This window comes from Paenibacillus sp. NPDC056933 (assembly GCF_042674385.1).
GTDB lineage: Bacteria > Bacillota > Bacilli > Paenibacillales > Paenibacillaceae > Paenibacillus.
In genome coordinates, this window is record NZ_JBHUQN010000003.1 from 733,661 (window position 1) to 755,701 (window position 22,041).

General features: G+C 48.0%; 22 protein-coding genes. All 22 read left to right on the forward strand.

What is annotated here, in order from left to right:
* Positions 1-6: 6 nt before the first annotated feature.
* The 22 genes from wecB to ACFTRD_RS23525 all read left to right on the forward strand — a co-directional run bounded on the left by wecB (position 7) and on the right by ACFTRD_RS23525 (position 21,946).
* On the forward strand, positions 7-1,164 hold the full coding sequence (gene wecB, locus ACFTRD_RS23420; RefSeq protein ID WP_192271289.1) for a non-hydrolyzing UDP-N-acetylglucosamine 2-epimerase: 1,158 nt from the start codon (positions 7-9) through the stop codon (positions 1,162-1,164).
* Positions 1,165-1,350: 186 nt separating this feature from the next.
* The gene (locus ACFTRD_RS23425; protein ID WP_379384228.1) at positions 1,351-1,605 is read left to right on the forward strand and encodes an AtpZ/AtpI family protein; all 255 of its coding nucleotides are present in this window, start codon (positions 1,351-1,353) and stop codon (positions 1,603-1,605) included.
* The gene (locus ACFTRD_RS23430; RefSeq protein WP_090903511.1) at positions 1,598-1,978 is read left to right on the forward strand and encodes an ATP synthase subunit I; all 381 of its coding nucleotides are present in this window, start codon (positions 1,598-1,600) and stop codon (positions 1,976-1,978) included. The genes ACFTRD_RS23425 and ACFTRD_RS23430 overlap by 8 nt, the downstream gene beginning before the upstream one ends.
* A gap of 41 nt (positions 1,979-2,019) precedes the next feature.
* Positions 2,020-2,838, forward strand: coding sequence for a F0F1 ATP synthase subunit A (atpB, locus tag ACFTRD_RS23435; RefSeq protein ID WP_090903512.1), 819 nt, complete (start codon positions 2,020-2,022; stop codon positions 2,836-2,838).
* A 76-nt stretch (positions 2,839-2,914) separates the two neighbouring features.
* Positions 2,915-3,139 (forward strand): F0F1 ATP synthase subunit C, encoded by a 225-nt coding sequence (atpE, locus tag ACFTRD_RS23440; RefSeq protein WP_090903513.1) that lies wholly within the window; start codon positions 2,915-2,917, stop codon positions 3,137-3,139.
* A gap of 115 nt (positions 3,140-3,254) precedes the next feature.
* A complete protein-coding gene (gene atpF, locus ACFTRD_RS23445) occupies positions 3,255-3,743 on the forward strand; it encodes a F0F1 ATP synthase subunit B (protein ID WP_063568355.1) in 489 nt (162 codons plus the stop codon).
* On the forward strand, positions 3,740-4,288 hold the full coding sequence (locus ACFTRD_RS23450; RefSeq protein WP_379384232.1) for a F0F1 ATP synthase subunit delta: 549 nt from the start codon (positions 3,740-3,742) through the stop codon (positions 4,286-4,288). The genes atpF and ACFTRD_RS23450 overlap by 4 nt, the downstream gene beginning before the upstream one ends.
* Before the next feature lie 16 nt (positions 4,289-4,304).
* Positions 4,305-5,819 carry a F0F1 ATP synthase subunit alpha gene (gene atpA, locus ACFTRD_RS23455; RefSeq protein WP_379384234.1) on the forward strand — a complete coding sequence of 505 codons (1,515 nt, stop codon included), beginning with the start codon at positions 4,305-4,307 and terminating at the stop codon, positions 5,817-5,819.
* Positions 5,820-6,026: 207 nt separating this feature from the next.
* Positions 6,027-6,899 carry an ATP synthase F1 subunit gamma gene (atpG, locus tag ACFTRD_RS23460; protein WP_379384236.1) on the forward strand — a complete coding sequence of 291 codons (873 nt, stop codon included), beginning with the start codon at positions 6,027-6,029 and terminating at the stop codon, positions 6,897-6,899.
* A gap of 95 nt (positions 6,900-6,994) precedes the next feature.
* The gene (gene atpD / locus ACFTRD_RS23465) at positions 6,995-8,398 is read left to right on the forward strand and encodes a F0F1 ATP synthase subunit beta (RefSeq protein WP_379384238.1); all 1,404 of its coding nucleotides are present in this window, start codon (positions 6,995-6,997) and stop codon (positions 8,396-8,398) included.
* Positions 8,399-8,457: 59 nt separating this feature from the next.
* Positions 8,458-8,862: a F0F1 ATP synthase subunit epsilon gene (locus ACFTRD_RS23470; RefSeq protein WP_192271280.1), complete on the forward strand. Its 405-nt coding sequence runs from the start codon at positions 8,458-8,460 to the stop codon at positions 8,860-8,862.
* Between the two features lie 602 nt (positions 8,863-9,464).
* Positions 9,465-9,722, forward strand: a complete 258-nt coding sequence (locus ACFTRD_RS23475; RefSeq protein ID WP_062321714.1) for a DUF1146 family protein — start codon at positions 9,465-9,467, stop codon at positions 9,720-9,722.
* A 519-nt stretch (positions 9,723-10,241) separates the two neighbouring features.
* Positions 10,242-11,588, forward strand: coding sequence for a UDP-N-acetylglucosamine 1-carboxyvinyltransferase (gene murA, locus ACFTRD_RS23480; protein WP_082704050.1), 1,347 nt, complete (start codon positions 10,242-10,244; stop codon positions 11,586-11,588).
* Between the two features lie 456 nt (positions 11,589-12,044).
* Entirely contained in the window at positions 12,045-13,388 is a 1,344-nt protein-coding gene (gene spoIID, locus ACFTRD_RS23485; protein WP_379384241.1) for a stage II sporulation protein D, read from the forward strand.
* Between the two features lie 865 nt (positions 13,389-14,253).
* A complete protein-coding gene (locus tag ACFTRD_RS23490; RefSeq protein ID WP_379384243.1) occupies positions 14,254-14,991 on the forward strand; it encodes a peptidoglycan DD-metalloendopeptidase family protein in 738 nt (245 codons plus the stop codon).
* A gap of 172 nt (positions 14,992-15,163) precedes the next feature.
* The gene (gene spoIIID / locus ACFTRD_RS23495) at positions 15,164-15,451 is read left to right on the forward strand and encodes a sporulation transcriptional regulator SpoIIID (RefSeq protein WP_017691945.1); all 288 of its coding nucleotides are present in this window, start codon (positions 15,164-15,166) and stop codon (positions 15,449-15,451) included.
* A 219-nt stretch (positions 15,452-15,670) separates the two neighbouring features.
* Positions 15,671-16,669 carry a rod shape-determining protein gene (gene mreB / locus ACFTRD_RS23500; protein WP_192271276.1) on the forward strand — a complete coding sequence of 333 codons (999 nt, stop codon included), beginning with the start codon at positions 15,671-15,673 and terminating at the stop codon, positions 16,667-16,669.
* Positions 16,670-16,771: 102 nt separating this feature from the next.
* Positions 16,772-17,656, forward strand: coding sequence for a flagellar hook-basal body protein (locus ACFTRD_RS23505; protein WP_379384245.1), 885 nt, complete (start codon positions 16,772-16,774; stop codon positions 17,654-17,656).
* 525 nt (positions 17,657-18,181) lie between these two features.
* Positions 18,182-19,021: a flagellar hook-basal body protein gene (locus ACFTRD_RS23510; protein WP_192271272.1), complete on the forward strand. Its 840-nt coding sequence runs from the start codon at positions 18,182-18,184 to the stop codon at positions 19,019-19,021.
* 12 nt (positions 19,022-19,033) lie between these two features.
* A complete protein-coding gene (locus ACFTRD_RS23515) occupies positions 19,034-19,255 on the forward strand; it encodes a DNA-directed RNA polymerase subunit beta (protein ID WP_192271270.1) in 222 nt (73 codons plus the stop codon).
* A 481-nt stretch (positions 19,256-19,736) separates the two neighbouring features.
* Entirely contained in the window at positions 19,737-20,168 is a 432-nt protein-coding gene (gene fabZ / locus ACFTRD_RS23520) for a 3-hydroxyacyl-ACP dehydratase FabZ (protein WP_063567749.1), read from the forward strand.
* Between the two features lie 56 nt (positions 20,169-20,224).
* Positions 20,225-21,946 (forward strand): phospho-sugar mutase, encoded by a 1,722-nt coding sequence (locus tag ACFTRD_RS23525; RefSeq protein WP_379384248.1) that lies wholly within the window; start codon positions 20,225-20,227, stop codon positions 21,944-21,946.
* Positions 21,947-22,041 lie beyond the last annotated feature (95 nt).

Genomic DNA, 22,041 nt, shown 5'->3' on the forward strand with positions numbered 1-22,041 from the left:
GCTTCAATGTCCAAGAAAATTAAAGTCATGACGATATTCGGGGTGCGCCCGGAGGCCATCAAGATGGCTCCGCTTATTTTGGAATTGCAGAAACATCCCGAATCGATTGAATCCATCGTTTGCGTTACTGCACAGCACCGCCAAATGCTGGATCAGGTTCTAGAAGTATTCGATATTCATCCAGACTATGACCTGGATGTGATGAAAGATCGCCAGACGCTGAATGAAATTACAATTCGTGTGCTGGGAGGTCTGGAGCCAGTCTTGCGTGAAGCCAAACCGGATATCGTGCTGGTTCACGGTGATACGCTGACTACGTTTGTAGCCAGCTATGCTGCGTTCCTGCAGCAGATCCAGGTGGGTCATGTGGAAGCGGGCCTTCGAACATGGAACAAGCTCTCTCCATACCCGGAAGAAATGAACCGTCAGTTAACCGGCGTACTTGCTGACTTGCATTTTGCACCAACGGACTGGTCTTCTTCCAATCTTGCCAAAGAAAATAAATCAGAGTCTAGTACGTATGTCACAGGCAACACGGTAACAGATGTGTTTCAATATACAGTACGGCAGGATTACACACACCCGGTACTAGATTGGGCAAAAGGCAAACGTCTTGTGCTGATGACAGCTCACCGCCGTGAATCCCAGGGCGAGCCTCACCGTAACATTTTCCAGGCCGTCAAACGGATTGCCGACGAGTTTGAGGATATTGCCATCGTGTACCCGGTGCATCCAAGTCCTGCTGTGAAGGAGCCGGCTCACGCGATTCTGGGGAATCATCCCCGTATTCAATTGATTGATCCACTAGACGTCGTGGATTTGCATAACTTTTACCCGCATACTCACTTGATATTGACCGATTCAGGCGGTTTGCAGGAAGAAGCGCCTTCGTTTGGTGTGCCTGTTCTCGTCCTGCGGGATACAACGGAGCGCCCGGAGGGCATCGAAGCAGGAACACTTGAACTGGTAGGCACCGAAGAGGAACGTGTATATGAACGGACCAGAGCTCTGCTTACAGACGAGACGCTGTATGCAAGCATGAGTCAGGCTGCCAATCCATATGGTGATGGACATGCTTCGGAAAGAATTGTCAATGCGATTTTGCACCATTTTGGTGTAAATAGTGAACGTCCGGAATCATTTCACAGAAAATTCAAAAAATAATTCATTTTTTCTGACGGATTATTAAAGGGTACAGCATACAGTTAAACTGTACGGTTTACGCGGGTTTATGGGCTCTGATGGCCTATAATCCCTTCGTTTTCCCCTTTAAAACGCTAAAATCATTCAATTGACAAAGGCTCTCATCATTCAGTAAAATTAACTGGGATTGCAAGGGTGGCGTGGAAAATGGCCGATTCGAACAAACCAAATTCATCCCGTAACCATGATGATAATGTGTGGAAAGCAATGGGGCTCGTGACAGCTTTTGGAATCGAGATTGCCATTCTCGCTGTTGCCGGATATTACGTTGGCTCCTGGTTGGACAAGACCCTCGGGGGTAGCGGAATATGGATCGCCGTAAGCGTTCTCTTTTTCTTGGCAGCAGGCGGCGTAAGCATCTACTTTATCGCGAAAAAATTCATGGGGGAAAGTGATGAGTGAACTAACCAGATACCGCAGATGGATGACTGTTTTCATCATGTACTTTCTTATGATTTGTTTTCTCGCAGCGGCCTTTCTGCCCCGTGTGGAAACAATAGCTTTGGGACTGGCCCTGGGAACGGTGATCAGTTGGATCAACGCTTCTTATCTGGGTCGCAAAGTCAGGAGAATGTTGGATGGTGCAGCGGAAGGAAACCTTAAGCGAGTGAACCTGGGATTTTTGACTAGAGCAGCTCTTGCAGTACTCGCTATTTTCATGGCGATGCAGTATCCGCAATACTTCAATTTATATGCGGTTGTAGCTGGCTTGGTCATAGCACAATTTTCCTTACTATTTATAGGGATATTGTTGTCCCGCAAAGCAGACTCATAGTGGTGCTGCAAGCTTTCGAATGAGAAAGGGGTGAGAAAAATATGCATGAATCTCCGATAATTAACCTGGGTGGGTTCCATCTGGATTTGTCTGTTCTGCTGATGCTGATCGTAACATCCGCCATTGTATTTATTGTTGCAAAACTGGCTACGCGGAACTTGTCGGTAGAAAATCCGGGCAAAATGCAAAACTTCCTGGAGTGGGCGATTGAGTTTGTACGCAACCTGATCTCGAGCACGATGGACATGAAGAAGGGGCAGCATTTCCTTACCTTGGCAACCACAATGATTATGTTTATCTTTGTGGGAAACATGTTGGGTCTCCCTTTGGGCGTCGTAACTGGGGCTACGGATGCAAGCCAAGCTGAAATCTTTGGCAAGCCAATCGTCTCGGTTCAAGAAGCGTTCCATGAAGCTCACGAGAAGGATCCTGAAGCTCATCCACATATCGAAGTTGCCTGGTGGAAATCACCTACGGCTGACCTTTCGGTAACCATGGGTCTTGCGTTGATTGCATTTGCTATCGCGCATGGATTGGGACTTTTCCGTAACACCAAAACGTATCTCAAGCATTATTTCCAACCACACTGGCTGTTCTTCCCAATCAACATTGTGGAGACGGCATCCAAATTGTTGACACACGGTATGCGTTTGTTCGCCAATATCTTCGCAGGTGAGGTTCTAATCTCCACGATTATGAAGCTTACAGCATTCAAATGGATTGGCGCAATTGCAGCAATTCCGCTGTTGACGGCGTGGCAGGGGTTCAGTATTTTCATCGGAGCCATACAGGCATTCGTATTCACGGTTTTGATGATGGTATACATATCACAAACCGTCGAGTCGCACGAGGAGCATTAAGATTCAAGTCCATTACGGTTAACCCTGTAGGGCTGAACTATAAAATTTGAACGAACATTCTAAGGAGGATATACAAATGGGAGCAATGGCATTATTGGCAGCAGCAATTGTTGCAGGATTGGGCGCACTTGGCGCAGGTATCGGTAACGGTTTGGTAATCAGCAAAACGGTGGAGGGTATTGCCCGTCAACCGGAAGCAAAATCCACTCTTCAAACAACAATGTTTATCGGTGTAGGTTTGATCGAGGTATTGCCGATCATCGGTGTGGTACTGGCGTTCATTTTCTACGGAGCGGCTTAATAAAATCAGTGCAGGTTTGGCGGGGAAGGCCACAGCCATCCGCGCCTTCTTTTTAGGTAGCGTCCGTAAACGCGGAGTTGCGGCCTGAGGATACCTTCAGGAAGGAGTGAACAGATTGAATTTCGTATGGGAAAATACAGTTCTGGCGATTATAGCATTTGGTATTTTATATTGGCTGCTTAGCCGTTATGCATTTGGTCCACTTTTCTCCATTATGGAAAAACGTCGTGAACTCGTATTGGCGCAAATGAATGAGGCTGCCCAAACGCGGGATCAGGCTATTGCCTATGTTGAGGAACAGAAGCAGGCTCTTGAAAAGGCACGTAAAGATGCATATGACATCATTGAACAATCCAAACAAACAGGCGGCAAACAGGCTGAAACGATTCTGGCGGATGCAAAAGCAGAAGCGAATCGCCTGAAAGACGATGCTGTGCGTGAGATTGAAAGCGAGAAGAACAAAGCGGTTGCAGCGCTTCGCAGCGAACTGGGTACAGCTTCCGTTCAAATCGCTTCCAAGCTGATCAAAAAAGAAGTTGAGAACGGTCCTGCACAAGAGGAGCTTGTGAACCAATACCTCAATGAGGTAGGAGGCCGACAATGAGCCGCGATACGATTGTTGCCAAGCGTTATGCGAAAGCATTGTTTGAGGTTGCTCTCGGACAACAGCAGGTGCTTGAAGTCGAACAAGAGCTACGGACTGTTGTAATTGCCATCACAGGTGATGCGGAAATCGGTAAATTTATCGAGTCACCCAACATCTCTGAAGAGGCAAAACAGAACGTACTTCGCACAAGTCTTGACGGCAAGGTGTCTGAACCTGTTCTGAAAACCGTTTTGCTTTTGATTGAGCGAGGACGTGTTGAATTGCTGGAAGCTCTGCTGAATGATTATGTGAAGATCGAGGGCGAATCGCTCGGCATAGCCGATGCACGCGTGTACTCGACTTATGCTTTGAATGATGAAGAACAAGAAGCGGTAGCCCGTGAATTCGGTGGCCGTGTGAATAAAAAGATCCGTATCGAGAACATTGTTGATCCGACTCTGCTGGGCGGATTGAAAGTCGCCATTGGCGATACGATCTATGACGGCAGCTTGGCTGGCAAGCTCGAACGTCTTGAGCAGTCTTTTAACAGACGAGTACAGTAGATTGGGGTGAGGACACTTGAGTATCAAACCAGAAGAAATCAGTACATTAATTAAGAGCCAAATCGAACAATACAAGACCGATATCGATGTAGTCGAAGTCGGAACGGTAATCGAGGTTGGTGATGGTATCGCTCGTGTTTACGGACTTGAGAACGTCATGTCCAACGAGTTGGTTGAATTCCCAAGCGGTGTTATGGGACTCGCCATGAACGTGGAAGAAAGCAATGTCGGTGTCGTTATCCTGGGACCTTACTACGATATTCGTGAAGGTGACCAAGTGAAACGTACGGGTCAAATCATGCAAGTGCCTGTAGGCGAAGCATTGATTGGACGCGTTGTGAACCCGCTCGGTATTCCGGTGGATGGCAAAGGGCCAATCGCTACAACGGAATTCCGTCCGGTTGAAGGTAAAGCACCAGGCGTAATGGATCGTAAATCGGTTCATGAGCCGATGCAAACAGGGATCAAAGCCATTGATGCCATGGTTCCAATCGGTCGTGGTCAACGTGAGTTGATCATCGGTGACCGTCAAACAGGTAAAACATCGATCGCGATCGATGCCATCCTGAACCAAAAAGGCAGCGGCATGAAATGTATCTATGTTGCTATCGGTCAAAAACAATCTACAGTTGCACAAGTCGTAGAAACTCTTCGTCGTAAAGGCGCAATGGAGTACACGATTGTTGTAACTGCTGCAGCATCCGACCCATCACCACTGTTGTACATCGCACCGTATTCCGGTTGTTCGATGGGAGAGTACTTTATGTATAAAGGTGAGCATGTTTTGGTTATCTATGATGACTTGACCAAACAAGCTTCCGCATACCGTGAGCTCTCCTTGCTGCTTCGTCGTCCTCCGGGCCGTGAGGCTTATCCGGGTGACGTCTTCTACCTGCACTCCCGTTTGTTGGAGCGTGCAGCGAAGCTGAATGATGAACTTGGTGGTGGTTCTTTAACCGCACTTCCGTTTATTGAAACACAAGCTTCCGACGTATCTGCTTACATCCCAACGAACGTAATCTCCATCACAGACGGACAAATCTTCCTGGAAGCTGACCTGTTCAATGCTGGACAACGTCCAGCGATCAACGTAGGTATTTCCGTATCTCGGGTTGGTGGTTCTGCTCAGATCAAAGCGATGAAAAAGGTTGCAGGTTCCCTGCGTCTCGACCTTGCTCAATATCGTGAGCTTCAAGCGTTCTCTCAGTTCGGTTCCGATCTGGATAAAGCGACTCAGGCCCGCCTGAATCGTGGTGCTCGCATGATGGAAATCCTGAAACAAGGTGTAAACCAGCCTCTGCCTGTAGAACAACAGGTAGTCAGCTTGTACACAGCGGTTAAAGGATTCCTGGATGAAATTCCTACAGGTGATGTGACTCGTTTTGAACAAGAATTCCTCGCGTTCATGGAGAGCAGCCACCCTGAAATTCTGGCATCCATCCGTGATACAAAAGAATTGACTGCAGACAATGAATCCGCTCTGAAAGATGCTATTGAGAAATTCAGAAAGAGCTTCGCTGTCTCTGTCTAAATAGATGATATGCAGCTGCGGAGTTGTTTAACCGATTCCGCATGTCTGCATGTAAAACTTTGATTTATCAAAGTTTCAATATGCTTACGAAGTAGTTTTGACCTTGTCAAAACTAGTGAATGCTTACGAAGTAACTTTGGCTTGCCAAAGTAGGATTATGCTTACGATGTAGTTTTGACTCTGTCAAAACTTTAAGGTGGTGAAATCATGGCAAAAGGCATGCGCGAAATAAAGCGGCAAATTAAAAGCGTACAAAGCACCAAGCAGATCACCAAAGCAATGGAGATGGTTGCTGCTGCAAAACTGCGGAAAGCGCAGGAGAAAGCAGAGGCGGCCCGTCCTTATTCGGAGAAACTGAAAGAAGTTGTGGCTAGTATTGCATCAAGTACGCAAGGAATCCAACATCCGATGCTGGAGAGCCGTCCGGTTAAAAAGACAGCGTATCTAATCATCACATCGGACCGTGGTCTTGCGGGGGGGTACAATGCGAACGTTTTGCGTCAGGTCAATCTGACGCTCAAAGAGCGCCACAACTCTCAGAGTGACTACGAATTGTTTGTCATTGGACGTAAGGGACGCGATTACTTCAGACGGCGCGAAATGGCGATGGCATCCGTTGTAACGGATCTATCGGATTCACCATCATTTGCAGATATCAAATCCATTGCACACGAGGCTGTTCAAGGGTTTGAGCTGGCTAAATTTGATGAATTGTACATTTGTTATAACCGCTTTGTGAATGCGTTGACCCAGATTCCTACGGTTGAACGTCTTCTTCCGATGGATACACCTGAGGTAACTGCTGCGGAAGGACCGACGGCAAGCTACGAATACGAGCCTTCAGCTGAGGCTGTACTGGAAGTTTTGCTACCGCGTTATGCGGAAACGCTGATCTACGGTGCACTTCTGAATGGTAAGGCGAGTGAGCTGGGTGCGAAAATGACTGCAATGGGTAATGCAACCAAAAATGCATCCAAACTCATTAACGACTTGTCATTGACCTACAACCGTGCCCGTCAAGCGGCGATTACGCAGGAGATTACGGAAATTGTGGCAGGTGCCAACGCAGCACAAGGCTAACCGTTTTTTATTAATGAAGGCTTGCAGTGCAGAGATAAAAGAGAACGGACATTATTTCTGCAAAACTAGCAGGCTTGTAGGAGGGGAACGTTAAGATGAACAAAGGACGCGTTGTGAGCATCATGGGTCCGGTTGTTGACGTCGAGTTTGATCGCGGCGGTCTGCCGGAAATCCTCAATGCCATTACGATCACTACAGTAAGCGAAAGCGGCGTAAGTGTGAATCTTACACTCGAAGCTTCAAAGCATCTGGGTGACAACCGAGTACGTTGTATCGCGATGTCCTCCACGGACGGACTTGTTCGTGGTATGGAAGCCGTAGATACAGGAGCTCCGATTTCTGTACCCGTTGGGGAAGCGACACTGGGTCGTGTATTTAACGTACTCGGCGAAGCCATTGATACTGGTGGCACTGTAGCTGCTGAACATAAGAACCCGATTCACCGCTCGGCTCCTGCTTTTGATGAACTGACTACCCAGGCTGAAATGCTGGAGACAGGGATCAAAGTTATCGACTTGCTGGCTCCTTACGCCAAAGGTGGTAAAATCGGTCTCTTCGGTGGTGCCGGTGTAGGTAAAACCGTAACGATTCAGGAATTGATCAACAACATCGCACAAGAGCACGGCGGTATCTCCGTATTTGCGGGTGTTGGTGAGCGTACACGTGAAGGTAATGACTTGTATCACGAGATGAGTGATTCCGGCGTTATCAACAAAACAGCGATGGTCTTCGGACAAATGAACGAGCCTCCAGGCGCACGTCTTCGTGTAGCCCTCACAGGTCTGACGATGGCGGAATACTTCCGTGATGAAGAAGGCCGTGACGTGTTGCTCTTTATCGATAACATCTTCCGTTTCACCCAAGCAGGTTCAGAAGTATCTGCCTTGCTCGGACGTATGCCTTCCGCGGTAGGTTACCAACCAACGCTGGCTACAGAGATGGGTCAACTGCAAGAACGTATCACTTCGACCAAAAAAGGATCCGTAACATCTATCCAGGCCATCTACGTGCCTGCGGATGACTATACTGACCCGGCTCCAGCAACAACGTTTGCCCACTTGGATGCAACGACGAACCTGGAGCGTAAAATTTCCGAGATGGGTATCTACCCTGCGGTAGATCCGTTGGCATCAAGCTCCCGGATCTTGTCCCCTGAAGTTGTAGGCGAAGAGCATTACAACGTAGCTCAGGGCGTTAAACGCATCTTGGCTCGTTACAATGAGTTGCAAGATATCATTGCGATTCTTGGTATGGACGAGCTGAGTGAAGAAGACAGAGCGCTCGTTTACCGTGCTCGTAAGATTCAACGTTTCTTGTCCCAGCCATTCCACGTTGCTGAAGCATTTAACGGTATTCCGGGTAAATACGTTCCGGTTAAAGAAACGGTGCGCAGCTTTAAAGAAATTCTCGAAGGCAAGCACGACGATCTTCCGGAAGCAGCTTTCCTCTTCGTGGGTACAATTGAAGAGGCAGTGGAGAAAGCCAAAACACTGGTATAGTCTGAATCCAGGATTGTCCTTATGAAGCGAGCTATCGGATAGTTTCAGGAGGGATGGAATTGAGCACCTTTTTGTTGGAAATTGTAACGCCCGAGCGTTTGGTATTTACAGAGCAAGTGGATAGTATCATCGTTCGAGGTGTTGAAGGGGAACTGGGTATTATGCCAGGTCACATCCCTATGGTCACACCATTGCAGATCGCACCGATTATTATCAAAAACGGAAAACAGAACAAGCAAGTCGCTATTGGCGGCGGGTTTATCGAAGTCCGTAAAGATAAGGTTGTTGTGCTCGCAGAGAGTGCCGAATTCCCGGAAAGTATTGATGTGGACCGTGCGCGTGCAGCGAAAGAGCGGGCGGAACGCCGGCTTAGCAGCCAAAGCAATCAGGACCACTTTGATCACCGCCGGGCAGAGATTGCTCTGCAAAAAGCGGTTAACCGGATCAACGTACACGGCAAATAAACGATTCTTGGAAGCCTGGCAGCTTAGTCTGCCGGGCTTTTTTGAGTTTTCGGAGCGTTATCTTTTCCAGTTACAGTAAAATATATGGACAAATTCTTTGGTTGAAGCACTTGATTTAACGGTAAATAAAGTTAAATATATTCACCGTTTATGGGGATATGAATAGAATGTAGGACTAAAGTCGTGGCGAAACTGCTCCCTGGTAGAACCATTTTTTACGACAGAATTTCAAATTATTTCCGAGGAAATGACAGGATCGATATCGAAATAACGCTCTTTTATGTCGTTTTAGTCACAAAATCCCGGCCATTTGAATTTAAAATATTATCGAAGTGGAAATCAATGTAATTGACAATGTATGATGAAAGAGCCTATATTCCATAGAGTCAGCAGATGCAGGAAGCTGCGTAGATGAATTCCATAGTCATTCACAGCCAGATGGTTGCTGCTCCGTGATTGGGCATCAAAAGTTCCTGCATGTCAGGAGTAAGTCTGAATGTAGGTTCAGTATGTTGTGTTCGAGACATTCCGTATTCTAACAAGTTATGGATGCCAGGCATAATTATGCTGATCGCTGCAACAAATGTGGAGGTAATGAATATATGGATACTGATCTGACAAATCAGTTGAACCAGACATTAAGTACGAATGGCTTGGTCTCGATTATCGTCTCTCTTTTATGTATAGCGTTGTCTTGGTGGGCTCTGCAGAATCTCAAGCTGGATTTAATCATCAGGCAGCCACGAGGAGCACAGGGAAGACTGTTACATTTGCTGCTGGCCATCATACTTGGTCATGCGGTTTCAGGCTTTGTCATTGACTATTTGTCATGGACACAAATGTTGCGTCATTTGTTTTAATGTTGAGATGGTTGGTTAATCATCTGTTAGGTTCTTCAAGCAGTCATTGTCGAATAACATCGATTGATTGTGTTAACAATTAGAGTATGAGTTGTCGGCGGAAGAATTGAGAAAAAAGTGTGACAAGGTATTGGATGAATTTGAGATGTTTTATGTAAAAATGCTTGTATCGTACAATTCAACAATGTTATGATGGAAGTTAGGGAATTCACCATTGTTCACTTATTTTGTGGTTATAAACGGGATATCCGGTTGAATCCGGCTAATAATCATCCCAATCTGTTGTTCTGATGCTTGCTGACCTATAACGTATTATATTTACAAGGTCGGAAGGTATTATGCACGGCACGTGGTATCATCGATAAGGATCATAAACCAATTCTTTTCTGAACAGACATGAAGGGCGGTACTTGCCGGATTATGTCGAAATTCCACACACAGCAACAGTCCTTTCTATCACAGAGGGGCTCACGTATTCCGGAATGAAGAAAAGGGAATAAAAGCGCGGAGGGAACCATGATGAGCAAATTTATCGTCCGCGGTGGCAAAAGGTTGACCGGAAGTGTCAAAGTTAGCGGCGCTAAAAATTCTGTTCTTCCGATCATCGCTGCCTCTCTCTTAGGGGAAGAAGGACAAAGCGTAATTATTGACGCTCCTCCTCTAGACGATGTGATGACGATTAACAAGGTGTTGGAATCGCTGGGAGCGGGTGTTACATACCGGGACGAAGTGATTACCGTAAATGCGGAGAAACTTACTTCCTGTGAGGCACCGTATGAATGGGTAAGTAAAATGCGGGCGTCTTTTCTGGTCATGGGGCCATTGTTGACACGTATGGGTCATACAAGAATTTCGCTTCCTGGTGGATGTGCCATCGGTACACGGCCTATTGATCAGCATTTGAAAGGTTTTGAAGCCATGGGCGCTGAGATCAGCTTGGGCCAGGGCTATATAGAAGCTCGCAGCCAAGGACGGTTGCGTGGCGCTAAAATTTATCTGGATGTGGCTTCCGTAGGTGCCACTCAAAATATTATGATGGCTGCAACATTGGCTGAAGGCGTGACTGTTCTGGAGAACGCGGCAAAAGAGCCAGAGATCGTGGATCTTGCCAATTTCCTGAACGGCATGGGTGCCAAAGTTCGTGGCGCTGGAACTGGAGTCATCCGCATCGAAGGTGTGGAGAAACTGACTGGCGTAAAACACACCGTCATTCCGGATCGCGTTGAAGCAGGTACCTATATGGCTGCCGCTGCAATTTCCGGTGGTGATGTGTATATCGAAGGTGCGATTTCAGACCATTTGGGCTCCGTAATTGCGAAGATGGAAGAGATGGGTGTAACAATCCACCCTGACGAGAATGGCGTGCGAGTGATCGCAGACCGTCCTCTTAAGGCTGTGGATGTGAAAACATTACCATACCCTGGTTTCCCTACCGATATGCAGTCCCAGATGATGGCGCTCTTGCTTGCCTCTGAGGGAACCAGTGTGGTGACAGAGACTGTTTTTGAAAATCGCTTCATGCATGTGGATGAATTCCAGTTGATGAATGCGGAGATCAAAGTGGAAGGACGTTCGTCCATCATCACAGGCAATGCCAAACTGAAGGGTGCCAAAGTAACAGCGACTGATTTGCGTGCGGGTGCCGCACTCATTATTGCGGGTCTGGTTGCTGAAGGTACAACAGAAGTGGGCGGTGTTCATCACATTGACCGTGGCTATGTACACCTCGCTGAGAAGCTTAATGGACTTGGAGCCGATATTTATCGTATTTCGGTTGAAGAGCCTAAGCTGGATGCAGTCAAAGCATCGAACGAAAAGGTTGAGGAAGAAGTACCAATGTTTAAGGTACAACCGACTTGGGCTTAACGTTGGATGGAATAATGGCTGTTGTTCTGAACCGCAATCTCAAAATATGGTGATTGGCGACCCCGGAGCATACGTGCTGTCATGTAACTACAGATTTAAAAGCTAAGCCAACTGGCTTGGCTTTTTTTGTGTTCAACAATCAATTAAATCAGTACCTGATTCTATTAATAGCTGGTCCTAACTTGTAGCATAACATCGTCTTCTGGGCTGATTCTGACAAAATGAAAGGGCGAGTTTTAAAGAAATGTGTTGTACAATACGAACCGGAAAATCGCGCCGGGTCAACGTTTCTCTGTTTTTAAAGTGCAGAGGTTAGTTAAAAGCAGCCCATATGAACTCCCTTCGTTTCTCTTAAATCAGGTTCTATCAGATCCATGCAGCTCATACCCTAAACTATGGATTTGAACTAAAGGACCGGCGCTTGACCGGCCATGGACAACGGAGGGTTATATCACAATGAAGGAAGCCCGTGTACAGGTTAAAGTGCCTCTTGTCCCCCGTCCACCTGGGAAGGAGCCAGAGGAGATTGCTGTTTTCGGTGTGGAACAAGACAAGCTTGCTTCCACGAACTTCAGGACCGTTTCAGGAAAATCCGTAACACCATCATCCAGTCCAGACCCGTTAATAGAGCCAGCGGGGCCGGTTGCGGGGCGTGCGCACGTACCTGTTATTGAATTGGACCAGTTCCGTCGTGTCAAACGCCGCAGAATGCGTACATTTGGCAGAGTCCCCCGATGGGGGAAAGGCACAACTCGTTGGCAGCCGGTAGCAGCTGTTTCTACATTACTGGCGCTTGCCTTGCTCATACCCGCCGTTCTGGTCTGGCCTCGGGCGGTTGATCCGGTCAAACCAATCCCTGTTCCATCAGTTATAGGTAAGGTAACGCCTCCAGCTCCTTCTCCAGCTGTACCTGTTACCTACCCTGAACCTCAAGTAAGGGTATACCTGTCTGCAACCGGTACAACGATGAATCTTCCGCTGGAGGAATATGTTACGGGTGTGGTGGCAGCCGAGATGCCAGCTGAATTCAGACTGGAAGCATTAAAGGCTCAGGCCATTGCAGCAAGAACGTTTATCGTCAGGAGGCTGGCCGCGAATGATACAAGCGGTGTGCCATCAGGAGAAGCCGATGTGACCGATACTGTGAGCCATCAGGTGTTTATACCACCAGACCAAGTAAAAGCGGACTGGACAAGATTAGGGAAAGCCAAGGAATGGGAGAAACTGCAGCAGGCTGTCCGCGAGAGCCGGGATGCGGTCATGACATATCAGGGCAAGGCGATCACCGCTTCTTTTTTCTCCACGAGTAACGGATATACAGAAAATGCAGAGGATGTGTGGGGCAACCCTGTTCCCTACTTGCAGAGTGTAGCCAGTCCGTGGGATAAAAAACTGGCACCGGGTTTTGAGGAAACGATCACAATGAAACGCAGCGAGATTCTCCAGAAGTTGAATCTTAGTGCGAGCTCTATCCCGGTGACCGCGCAGCAGAACGGTGGCTGGATGGAAGTCATGTCTACCACGCAAGGCCATCGGATCAAGGAAATGCGGATTGCAGGTACACCCTTTAGCGGACCGGAGGTTCGAAAGCTGCTAGGCCTGAGATCGAGCCAGTTCAGCTGGAAGACGGATGGGGATGAGGTCCAGATTACCACGTATGGATACGGTCATGGCGTCGGTATGAGCCAGTGGGGAGCCAATGGGATGGCACAGGAGGGTCACACTGCAACCCAGATTCTCAAACACTACTACACCGGTATCTCTTTCGGACAGGCATCCAAGATGCTGGCATCGAAGTAGGAAACATTTTTGAAACGAATGGGATAAGGATAAAGCAGCAGTTTAACGGTGATCCGGGCAAGCTCACCGTCTTCCCCGAGTGGAGGCTAACGAATCTCAGAGAAGCTAATTCCGCAGAAAAGCCGCAATTAAATCGAAACATCCCAGTATTACAGAGAATAACGTTTCTGAGATTCGTTAAATTACCCAACGGACGTGAAATGCTGCATTAGCGTCGATCAGGTTCGTTAGATGTTTTCTGTGACAGGGCATGATGAAATGTTATCTGCTGGAATAGTGTTCTTCCGTCAATAAATTGCACAGTGTCGTTAGGAAGTTTTCTGGTAGTAGAGTGCTCCCGAATTGTTGTGCGTTAGAAATAACCATAGGGCGGCCTCTGCCTCCCTGCACTTTCGCCTCTGCTACTCTATCGTAGCACTCTAACGAATCTCAGACGCCTTATATCGCCTAATATAGCTAATCTCATCCTAACTATCATCCCGTCTAAATAAGTTCATTAACTGACTTCATAGAAGGATGGGCTGTTAAATCCAAATCCAAGCACTTCTGTCTACCACCCCTTCCGGAGCTTTCAGGATTTGGCTAAATCAGTTGGGAATACGAGAGTAAGGAGAACGCAGGGGACAGAAAAGGCGTGTAGAAACAAAGTGTCCGCCTTTATCCCCGGATTTCTCCCATGGAGAATATAATCAGGAAATCCGGGGATAACAGCGGTCGAGAGGTTTACTGTCCCCGAAGTGGCGCACGTATTAGCTGTACACCTCGCAACTTATATAGCACTCTTTGAAAGCTTCGTGAAAATAATTAGAGTCGCGCGTGTATAAAAGAGTTGCACCCGGTAACACTTGTTACTGAGGTGATCAAGATGAATGAACAAAACAAAAAAACAGTCCAAGAAGAAACTCCTAAAACAACTCAAGGAGTACCGGCTAGCCAGCCCTCTTCATGGAGAAGAGCAATGTCCAAACGCTGGGTCTTCCCGGCAGCCTACATCGCAGCAGCAGGCATTATACTAACCTTAGTGTGGGTCTATCAGGGCACAGGCGACAAAACGCTGAACTCGGACCCTGCAAGCGGGGTAGTAGAAACCGGCGCATCGGGTACGGAAGAAACTGCGGTTAATGGAGAACAGGAAAGTGTGGAAGTTGTTGCAAAGTCGGAGAATTTTGTTTGGCCAGTAGCGGTTCCGCCCGAAATTTCGGTCGTAAAACCGTTCTATGAGAACGAAGGTTCAACCGAGGAACATGAAGCAGCGATGGTGCAGTACAATGACACATTTATCCCGAACACGGGTGTAGACTTGGCACGGGGCGATAACAAAACGTTCGAAGTCAAAGCAGCACTCGGCGGTAAAGTTACACGGGTGGAACAAAACCCGCTGACAGGTCAAGTTGTGGAAATCACACACAGTGATAACCTCAAGACCGTATACCAAAGCCTGGCTGACGTTAAAGTGAAACAGGATGATGAAGTGAAACAAGGAGATGCGATTGCATCGGCTGGCGTTAACGAGTTGGAAAAAACGCTGGGCAACCACCTTCACTTTGAAGTATACGAAGACGGTCAACCGGTCAACCCGCAAGGATATCTTCCGGAAAAATAAATGATTTTTACCGCAGCAACATGACGGGCAGAGGGGATTTCTCCTCTGCTCTTTTTGTGCTTTTCAGAAAATAATGGGACCTTCGAAGCTTGTCACACCTCTAAACCGCGAATATATAGGCATGCTCCTCATATAATGTACCAAACTATCCACACAGTAGGGAGGCGGGAGCGTGCACGATTACATCAAGGAACGGACCATCAAAATTGGTCGCTGCATTGTTGAGACGAGGAATACGGTCCGTACCATTGCCAAGGAATTCGGCGTGTCAAAGAGTACTGTGCATAAGGATCTGACGGAGCGTCTGCCGGAAATTAACCCTGATCTTGCTGACCAGGTGAAACACATTCTGGAGTATCACAAATCCATCCGCCATTTGCGGGGCGGTGAAGCGACCAAAATCAAATACAAAAAAACAAGCGGTAAAAAACGTGAGGTGCTGGCTTCCGCTAAATTGTAGGGACCTGCGGCAAGACGTAGGTCAAAAAGCTCACACATGCATTGAATCCATCCCCTGAAGTATGATATGTTAAAAGCTGGTACAGGATCGAATTATGACATCTTATCAGCCCGATTTTTACATATATATGTTGCACTTTGTCGAACGAGCGGTGACGTGATAAGGGACTCTTTTTCACAGGATACGCTGACCAAATAATATCACTTTGGGGGCTCTTTTATGTTTAGCAAGGATATCGGTATTGATCTTGGCACGGCGAACGTGCTTATTCACGTGAAAGGAAGCGGGGTCGTCCTCGATGAACCTTCCGTCGTGACCATTGAAAGCGATACGAAGCGGGTCCTTGCTGTTGGGGAAGAAGCGCGTCGTATGGTGGGGCGTACTCCAGGTAACATTGTTGCCATTAGACCGCTGCGTGACGGTGTTATTGCGGACTTCGAGATTACGGAAGCAATGCTTAGACATTTCATTAATCGTGTGGGGGCTAGAAGCTGGTACAGCCACCCGCGTATTCTGATCTGTGCACCAACCAATATTACTTCCGTGGAGCAGAAGGCCATCCGTGAGGCTGCGGAACGCAGCGGTGCCAAAGAAGTATTTCTGGAAGAAGAGCCGAAAGCGGCAGCGATCGGTGCGGGAATGGATATTTTTCAGCCGAGCGGCAATATGGTCGTGGATATCGGCGGCGGAACGACTGACGTTGCAGTCCTGTCTATGGGCGACGTAGTCACCGCCTCTTCTATTAAAGTCGCAGGGGACAAGTTCGACGAAGCGATTACCAAGTTTATCAAAGCTAAATACAAGCTCATGATCGGTGAACGTACAGCCGAAGATCTCAAGATTGCGATTGGTTCTGTTCACCCGGGTGGTCATCAAACGGAGATGGACATTCGCGGACGGGATATGGTATCCGGTTTGCCTGTTACCGTAACGGTGTCAGGAAATGAAGTGCAGGAAGCACTATGGGATTCCGTGCAATCCATCATCGTTGCAGCCAAGTCGGTATTGGAGCGGACACCGCCGGAATTGTCGGCAGATATTATTGACCGAGGTGTCGTGTTGACAGGTGGAGGCGCTTTGCTGAACGGACTGGACGAACTGTTGTCCAATGAATTGCATGTACCGGTATGGGTTGCAGAGGATCCGATGCATTGTGTCGTGAAGGGAACAGGCATTATGTTGAATAATTTGGATCAGGTGGTTAAGAAAAAGTTCTGATATGCCGATATAAAAAGCAAAGGTTCGCCATGCTCGGGAAGCAGAACGGACAAGCAGCCATCCTGTGATTCAGGACAAGCGCTTGAGGAGAGGGGTTAATACATGTTAAGAGGTCTGTACACCGCAACTGCGGGAATGATAACGCAACAACGCCGCCATGACACTGCAACGCAGAATATTGTAAATATGAACACAACGGGTTATAAACAAGTGAACAGCGTAAGCCGTTCGTTCCCGGAAATGCTCATTTCTTTGGTAGGCGGAGATGCCAATCTTCCGACAAAGCGGCTGGGCAAGCTGAACACGGGTGTGTTCGCGGAAGAAAGTTTGTCTATGAATTTGCAGGGAGCCATTATGGAAAGCGGGCAAAAGAGTGACTTTGCCATTTCGTCCAATCTGGCCGTGAATGATCCGCAGACAGGACAACCTGTCCCGTTTGATGCTTCAGGCAAATTTGTACGGGCTGATGGCACGGTAACCTACCAGCCTCAGGCGTATTTTACGGTACAGGATGCAGAAGGTAATACAAGATATACACGCGATGGTCATTTCGAGGTTACAGGAACTGGACAACTCCTGAGTTCAACGGGTTCACAAGTGTTGGATAATAATGGACAGCCGGTTGTGTTGACAGGTTCGGTAGACCAATTTAAAGTGGATGAGCAAGGTCGTCTTGTCAATGCAGACACAGGTGTACCAACAGGTGTAACATTGGGAATTAGTGTAATCGATCAGCCCAACCAGCTGGTACGCCAGGGCGATGGGAATTTCAGCCTGAATGATCAGGATGGAGCAACCGCCAGAATGATGGCTGCCGGAGATAATGTGCAGATCCGTCAGGGTTATCTGGAGGGCTCGAATGTCGATGCTTCACAGGCCACTGTGGACATGAACGCAGCATTCCGTGCATATGAAGCGAACCAGAAGGTCGTGCAATTCTACGACCGCAGTCTGGACAAAGCTGTTAATGAAGTTGGGCGTGTATAACGTCGACATACCAATATAACCGCGTAGCGGAGAGCCAACGCCCTTTGCGAAGCAAAGCAGAGCTCACGCATAGCGCAAGCCTAAACACAACCGGGCCTATGCGAGGATAGTGTAGCATTATCCTATAGCGCAGCGACGGTCTCGACAGTCCTTTGCGGAGCAAAGCAGGGAGAGACCACGCGGAGCGCTAAGCTCAAACGCAACCGAGCTTGCGCGAGGATTGCGAAGCATTATTCTAAGCGCAGCGACGGTCTCGACAGCCCTTTGCGAAGCAAAGCAAGGAGAGACCACGCGGAGCTACCCGCCGCATTAAGAGCGTGCCCAGCTATGGTTCGGCCATGTGAAACCATGGCGAGAATATAGCTTGGGCAGTCGCGGCGCACACACACCACCGTCACTTAGCAAGATCGTACCCCACGCACCCTCTCCGCTTGTTTCGGGAGTCCAGAGGGCAGCGCCATCTGGGGCCCTCCCTACCAGGGAGGGTTTGGGAGGGTAGAACCACCAGGGGAGGATAACCACCGTATGAATAATTCCATGATTAGTGCAATGGTCTCCATGACCGGAATACAGCAACGTCTGGATGTCATTTCCGATAATATTGCCAACGTGAATACGGCAGGCTATAAGAGCAAGCAAGCAGCCTTCGAGGATGTACTAACCCGAGTGCAGCAGCAACCGGATGAGTATAAGCTGGATGGACGCTCGACTCCGATGGGGTACAACCTCGGATTTGGTGTTCGTTTGGCTGATGTGACGAAGGATATGTCTCAGGGTTCGTTCAATGAGACAGGCAATCCAACAGATCTGGCCATTGAAGGTAATGCGATGTTTGCCGTTGAAGCAAATGGTGAGAAAATGTGGACGCGTCAGGGTGCATTCCATTTTGTCCCTGACACGAGACCCAAAACGAATCCCAATGCACCAGACATGATGGTATTGGTCAATGGGGAAGGCCACTTTGCATTGGATCGTCAGGGTAATCGCATTACGGCACCGAATAATAGCAAAGTAGCTTTTGATGAAAAAGGCAATCTATTGATCCGTCGCGGGAATGCAGCTAATGCAACAATTGGAGCCCAACTGCAACTCGTAGATATCGAACGCCCGGAAGGGCTTGTGCAGTATGCAGATAACCTGTTTGGTCTGGGTGCCGGTCTGACTGAAAATGATGTATTTGGAGCCAATGCAGCTACACGTGAAGCCACTGCCATGATTCGTACCGGTTACCTGGAGCAATCCAATGTGGATTTGACACAGGAGATGGCTTTGCTGATGCAAGGACAGCGGACCTACCAACTGGCGGCACGGGCGCTGACATCCAGTGATTCCATGTCGGGTCTTGCCAACAATATGAGAGCATAAAAGGTGAATGTGATGACAGATACACAACAGCAGAACAGCAAGCCGGATAAGACGAAAGTCAAGAAGAAGAGTGGATGGCGCATCGCAAGATGGTTTCTGGTTCCGGTCCTGCTTGTTCTTGCCCTCGCTGGCGGAATGGTAGCTGGATATGTGGTACTGGGTAAACAGGATATCGGTTCCGTATTGCAGTGGAGTACATGGGAACATGTATATGATCTGGTGTTCGCTCCGTAGATTGATGATATATGTGAAAACTCCTGCGCAGGCAGGAGTTTTCTTTTTGGCGTTGAAAACAGTATAATGATGGATGACGTTTGACGTCAAAAGAGGCCTCCCCTGCGAAAGACTTTCGTCATCGCGAAGAGAGACCCCTTATCTCAACCTTCACTACTGCAGTCATGAAGGATATAACTAGTGTTAACCGAAAATATGTTTTTCATACAACATTAAATTAAAAAACATTTATATGAGGTTCGACTTGATCATAATCAGGTTTCCCATGTCCGCACTAAAGTCAGTGGAGGGAACGGAATCGTTCGAAAGAAGCGAAGCGCTCGCCTTTGTTTCCGAATGTTATCCATCTGAAAAATAGTTCAGAAACATTAGGAAACAACAGCGATCGAAAGAACGATCCGTAACCGTAACGGTCACTTGTGCACATGAGAACTTTATGACGAAGAATTCTCATATAAACACCCCGAGAGGAGATTACACTGTGCTCGATATCAAACAGATTCAAGAGATTATTCCGCATCGTCCCCCGTTTTTGCTGGTGGATAAGATTGTAGAGTTAGAAGATGGCAAACGTGCCGTTGGATTAAAAAATGTAACCATTAACGAACCTTTCTTCATTGGTCATTTTCCAGAGTATCCGGTAATGCCGGGCGTGTTGATTACAGAAGCACTGGCACAGGTCGGTGCAGTAGCTATCCTCAATCTGGAAGGCAACAAAGGCAAAATTGGCTTTTTGGCGGGACTGGATAATTTCCGATTCCGTGGACAAGTTGTGCCTGGAGATACCTTAATGCTGGAAGTGGAGATTACGCGTCTCAAAGGTTCAATTGGTAAAGGCAAAGCTACCGCCAAAGTAGGCGACAAAGTCGTGGCTGAAGGCGAGATCATGTTCGCCCTGTCTGACCCAAGCTAAGGCTTATATTCATTGATGGGTAATTGAATTTATATAGAAGGAAGGGGCTTGCAGGAATGGAACAGTTAAGCACGGCAGCAGCACAAACATTGCAGCAATGGTTGGAGGATGCTTCGATTGATGAAGCGACGAAACAGGAGCTTCGTGATTTGCAGGATCAGCCGAAAGAGCTGGAGGATCGTTTCTACAGAAATCTGGAGTTTGGTACAGGTGGATTGCGTGGTGTGATCGGTGCTGGAAGCAACCGGATGAACCGTTATACTGTAGGTCGTGCAACACAAGGGTTTGCGCGTTATTTGCTGGAGCAGCATGGTGACAAAGAAGGTAAACCTTCTGTCGTGATCGCGCATGATTCACGTCATTTCTCACCGGAGTTCACACTGGATGCTGCCCTAGTTTTGGCTGGCAATGGCATTGTGGCTAAGCTGTTTACATCCCTGCGCCCTACGCCTCAACTGTCATACAGTGTGCGCCATTTGCAAGCAACCGGTGGTATTGTGGTGACAGCCAGTCATAACCCTCCTGAATACAATGGCTACAAAGTATACAACCATGAAGGCGGTCAACTGGTACCGCATGAAGCGGAGAAAGTCATCCAATACATTCAGGAAGTTCCTTCCCTCTCGGATGTGAAAAAGCTGACACAGGAAGAAGCCGAAGCCCAAGGATTGCTCGTATGGCTTGGGGAAGAGGAAGATCAGGCATTTGTGGATACAGTTGCAAGCCTGAGTCTCAGTCGTGACCTGATTCAATCCGGCGTCGGTCGTGATTTCAAAATCGTCTTCACTCCACTGCACGGAACAGGTAATGTGCCTGTACGCCGTGTGTTGGAACAGATCGGTTTTGAGCAGGTTCACATTGTGGCAGAACAAGAGCAGCCGGATGCTGAATTCTCCACAGTGAAATCCCCTAACCCGGAAGAGCGCGAAGCGTTCACGCTGGCGATGAAGCTGGGTGAATCTGTAGGTGCTGACATTCTGATCGGTACAGACCCGGACGCAGATCGCATGGGTGCAGTAGTGAAAGACAACGATGGCAAATATTTTGTGCTGTCTGGTAACCAATCCGGAGCCATCATGGTGCATTATGTGCTGAGCCGCTTGCAAGAGACAGGTAAATTGCCGAAAAACAGTGCGGTTGTCAAAACGATTGTAACGAGCGAGATGGGAGCGGTCATTGCCGAGCATTACGGTGCAGAAGTGATGAACACCCTGACAGGCTTTAAATATATCGGTGAAAAAATGAACCAGTTCGAAGCAACCGGCAGTCATACGTTCTTGTTCGGTTATGAGGAGAGTTATGGCTACTTGGCAGGCAGCTATGCAAGAGACAAGGATGCTGTTCTGGCCGCTATGCTGATTGCAGAAGCAGCTGCTTATTATAAAAACCAAGGCAAAACGCTCTATGATGTCCTGCAAGAACTGTACAGCCAATTCGGATATTTCCTGGAGAAGTTGGAGTCCCGTACGCTGAAAGGCAAGGATGGCGTAGCTCAAATTCAGGCGAAAATGACCGACTGGCGCTCTAATCCGCCACAAGAAGTAGCTGGCATCGCTGTACAAGATGTGCTGGATTACTCACTTGGCCTGGACGGCTTGCCTAAAGAGAATGTGCTGAAGTATATTTTGGCAGACGGATCATGGTTTTGCCTGCGTCCTTCGGGAACAGAGCCGAAGATCAAAGTGTACTTCGCCGTGCGCGGAGAGAGCCTGGAAGACGCGGAAAGCCGCATCGGACGTCTGGCTACTACAGTGATGACGCGTGTAGACGCACAATAAATATGAAGCAGCACGGAGCAATAACATGAGAAAGCCTCTCCGCACCGTAAGGTTGGTTGGCGGAGGGGCTTTTCTTTTAGGTGAAAAGGTGAAAG

What these genes read in the sequence shown, in the direction of transcription:
- ACFTRD_RS23425 (WP_379384228.1), top strand. Translation starts at nt 1,351, where the DNA reads ATGGCCGATTCGAACAAACCAAATTCATCCCGTAACCATGATGATAAT.
- ACFTRD_RS23510 (WP_192271272.1), top strand. Translation starts at nt 18,182, where the DNA reads ATGAATAATTCCATGATTAGTGCAATGGTCTCCATGACCGGAATACAG.
- ACFTRD_RS23475 (WP_062321714.1), top strand. Translation starts at nt 9,465, where the DNA reads ATGGATACTGATCTGACAAATCAGTTGAACCAGACATTAAGTACGAAT.
- atpE (WP_090903513.1), top strand. Translation starts at nt 2,915, where the DNA reads ATGGGAGCAATGGCATTATTGGCAGCAGCAATTGTTGCAGGATTGGGC.
- mreB (WP_192271276.1), top strand. Translation starts at nt 15,671, where the DNA reads ATGTTTAGCAAGGATATCGGTATTGATCTTGGCACGGCGAACGTGCTT.
- spoIID (WP_379384241.1), top strand. Translation starts at nt 12,045, where the DNA reads ATGAAGGAAGCCCGTGTACAGGTTAAAGTGCCTCTTGTCCCCCGTCCA.
- ACFTRD_RS23505 (WP_379384245.1), top strand. Translation starts at nt 16,772, where the DNA reads ATGTTAAGAGGTCTGTACACCGCAACTGCGGGAATGATAACGCAACAA.
- ACFTRD_RS23525 (WP_379384248.1), top strand. Translation starts at nt 20,225, where the DNA reads ATGGAACAGTTAAGCACGGCAGCAGCACAAACATTGCAGCAATGGTTG.
- atpG (WP_379384236.1), top strand. Translation starts at nt 6,027, where the DNA reads ATGGCAAAAGGCATGCGCGAAATAAAGCGGCAAATTAAAAGCGTACAA.
- atpB (WP_090903512.1), top strand. Translation starts at nt 2,020, where the DNA reads ATGCATGAATCTCCGATAATTAACCTGGGTGGGTTCCATCTGGATTTG.
- atpD (WP_379384238.1), top strand. Translation starts at nt 6,995, where the DNA reads ATGAACAAAGGACGCGTTGTGAGCATCATGGGTCCGGTTGTTGACGTC.
- murA (WP_082704050.1), top strand. Translation starts at nt 10,242, where the DNA reads ATGAGCAAATTTATCGTCCGCGGTGGCAAAAGGTTGACCGGAAGTGTC.
- ACFTRD_RS23430 (WP_090903511.1), top strand. Translation starts at nt 1,598, where the DNA reads ATGAGTGAACTAACCAGATACCGCAGATGGATGACTGTTTTCATCATG.
- ACFTRD_RS23450 (WP_379384232.1), top strand. Translation starts at nt 3,740, where the DNA reads ATGAGCCGCGATACGATTGTTGCCAAGCGTTATGCGAAAGCATTGTTT.
- ACFTRD_RS23515 (WP_192271270.1), top strand. Translation starts at nt 19,034, where the DNA reads ATGACAGATACACAACAGCAGAACAGCAAGCCGGATAAGACGAAAGTC.
- wecB (WP_192271289.1), top strand. Translation starts at nt 7, where the DNA reads ATGTCCAAGAAAATTAAAGTCATGACGATATTCGGGGTGCGCCCGGAG.
- ACFTRD_RS23490 (WP_379384243.1), top strand. Translation starts at nt 14,254, where the DNA reads ATGAATGAACAAAACAAAAAAACAGTCCAAGAAGAAACTCCTAAAACA.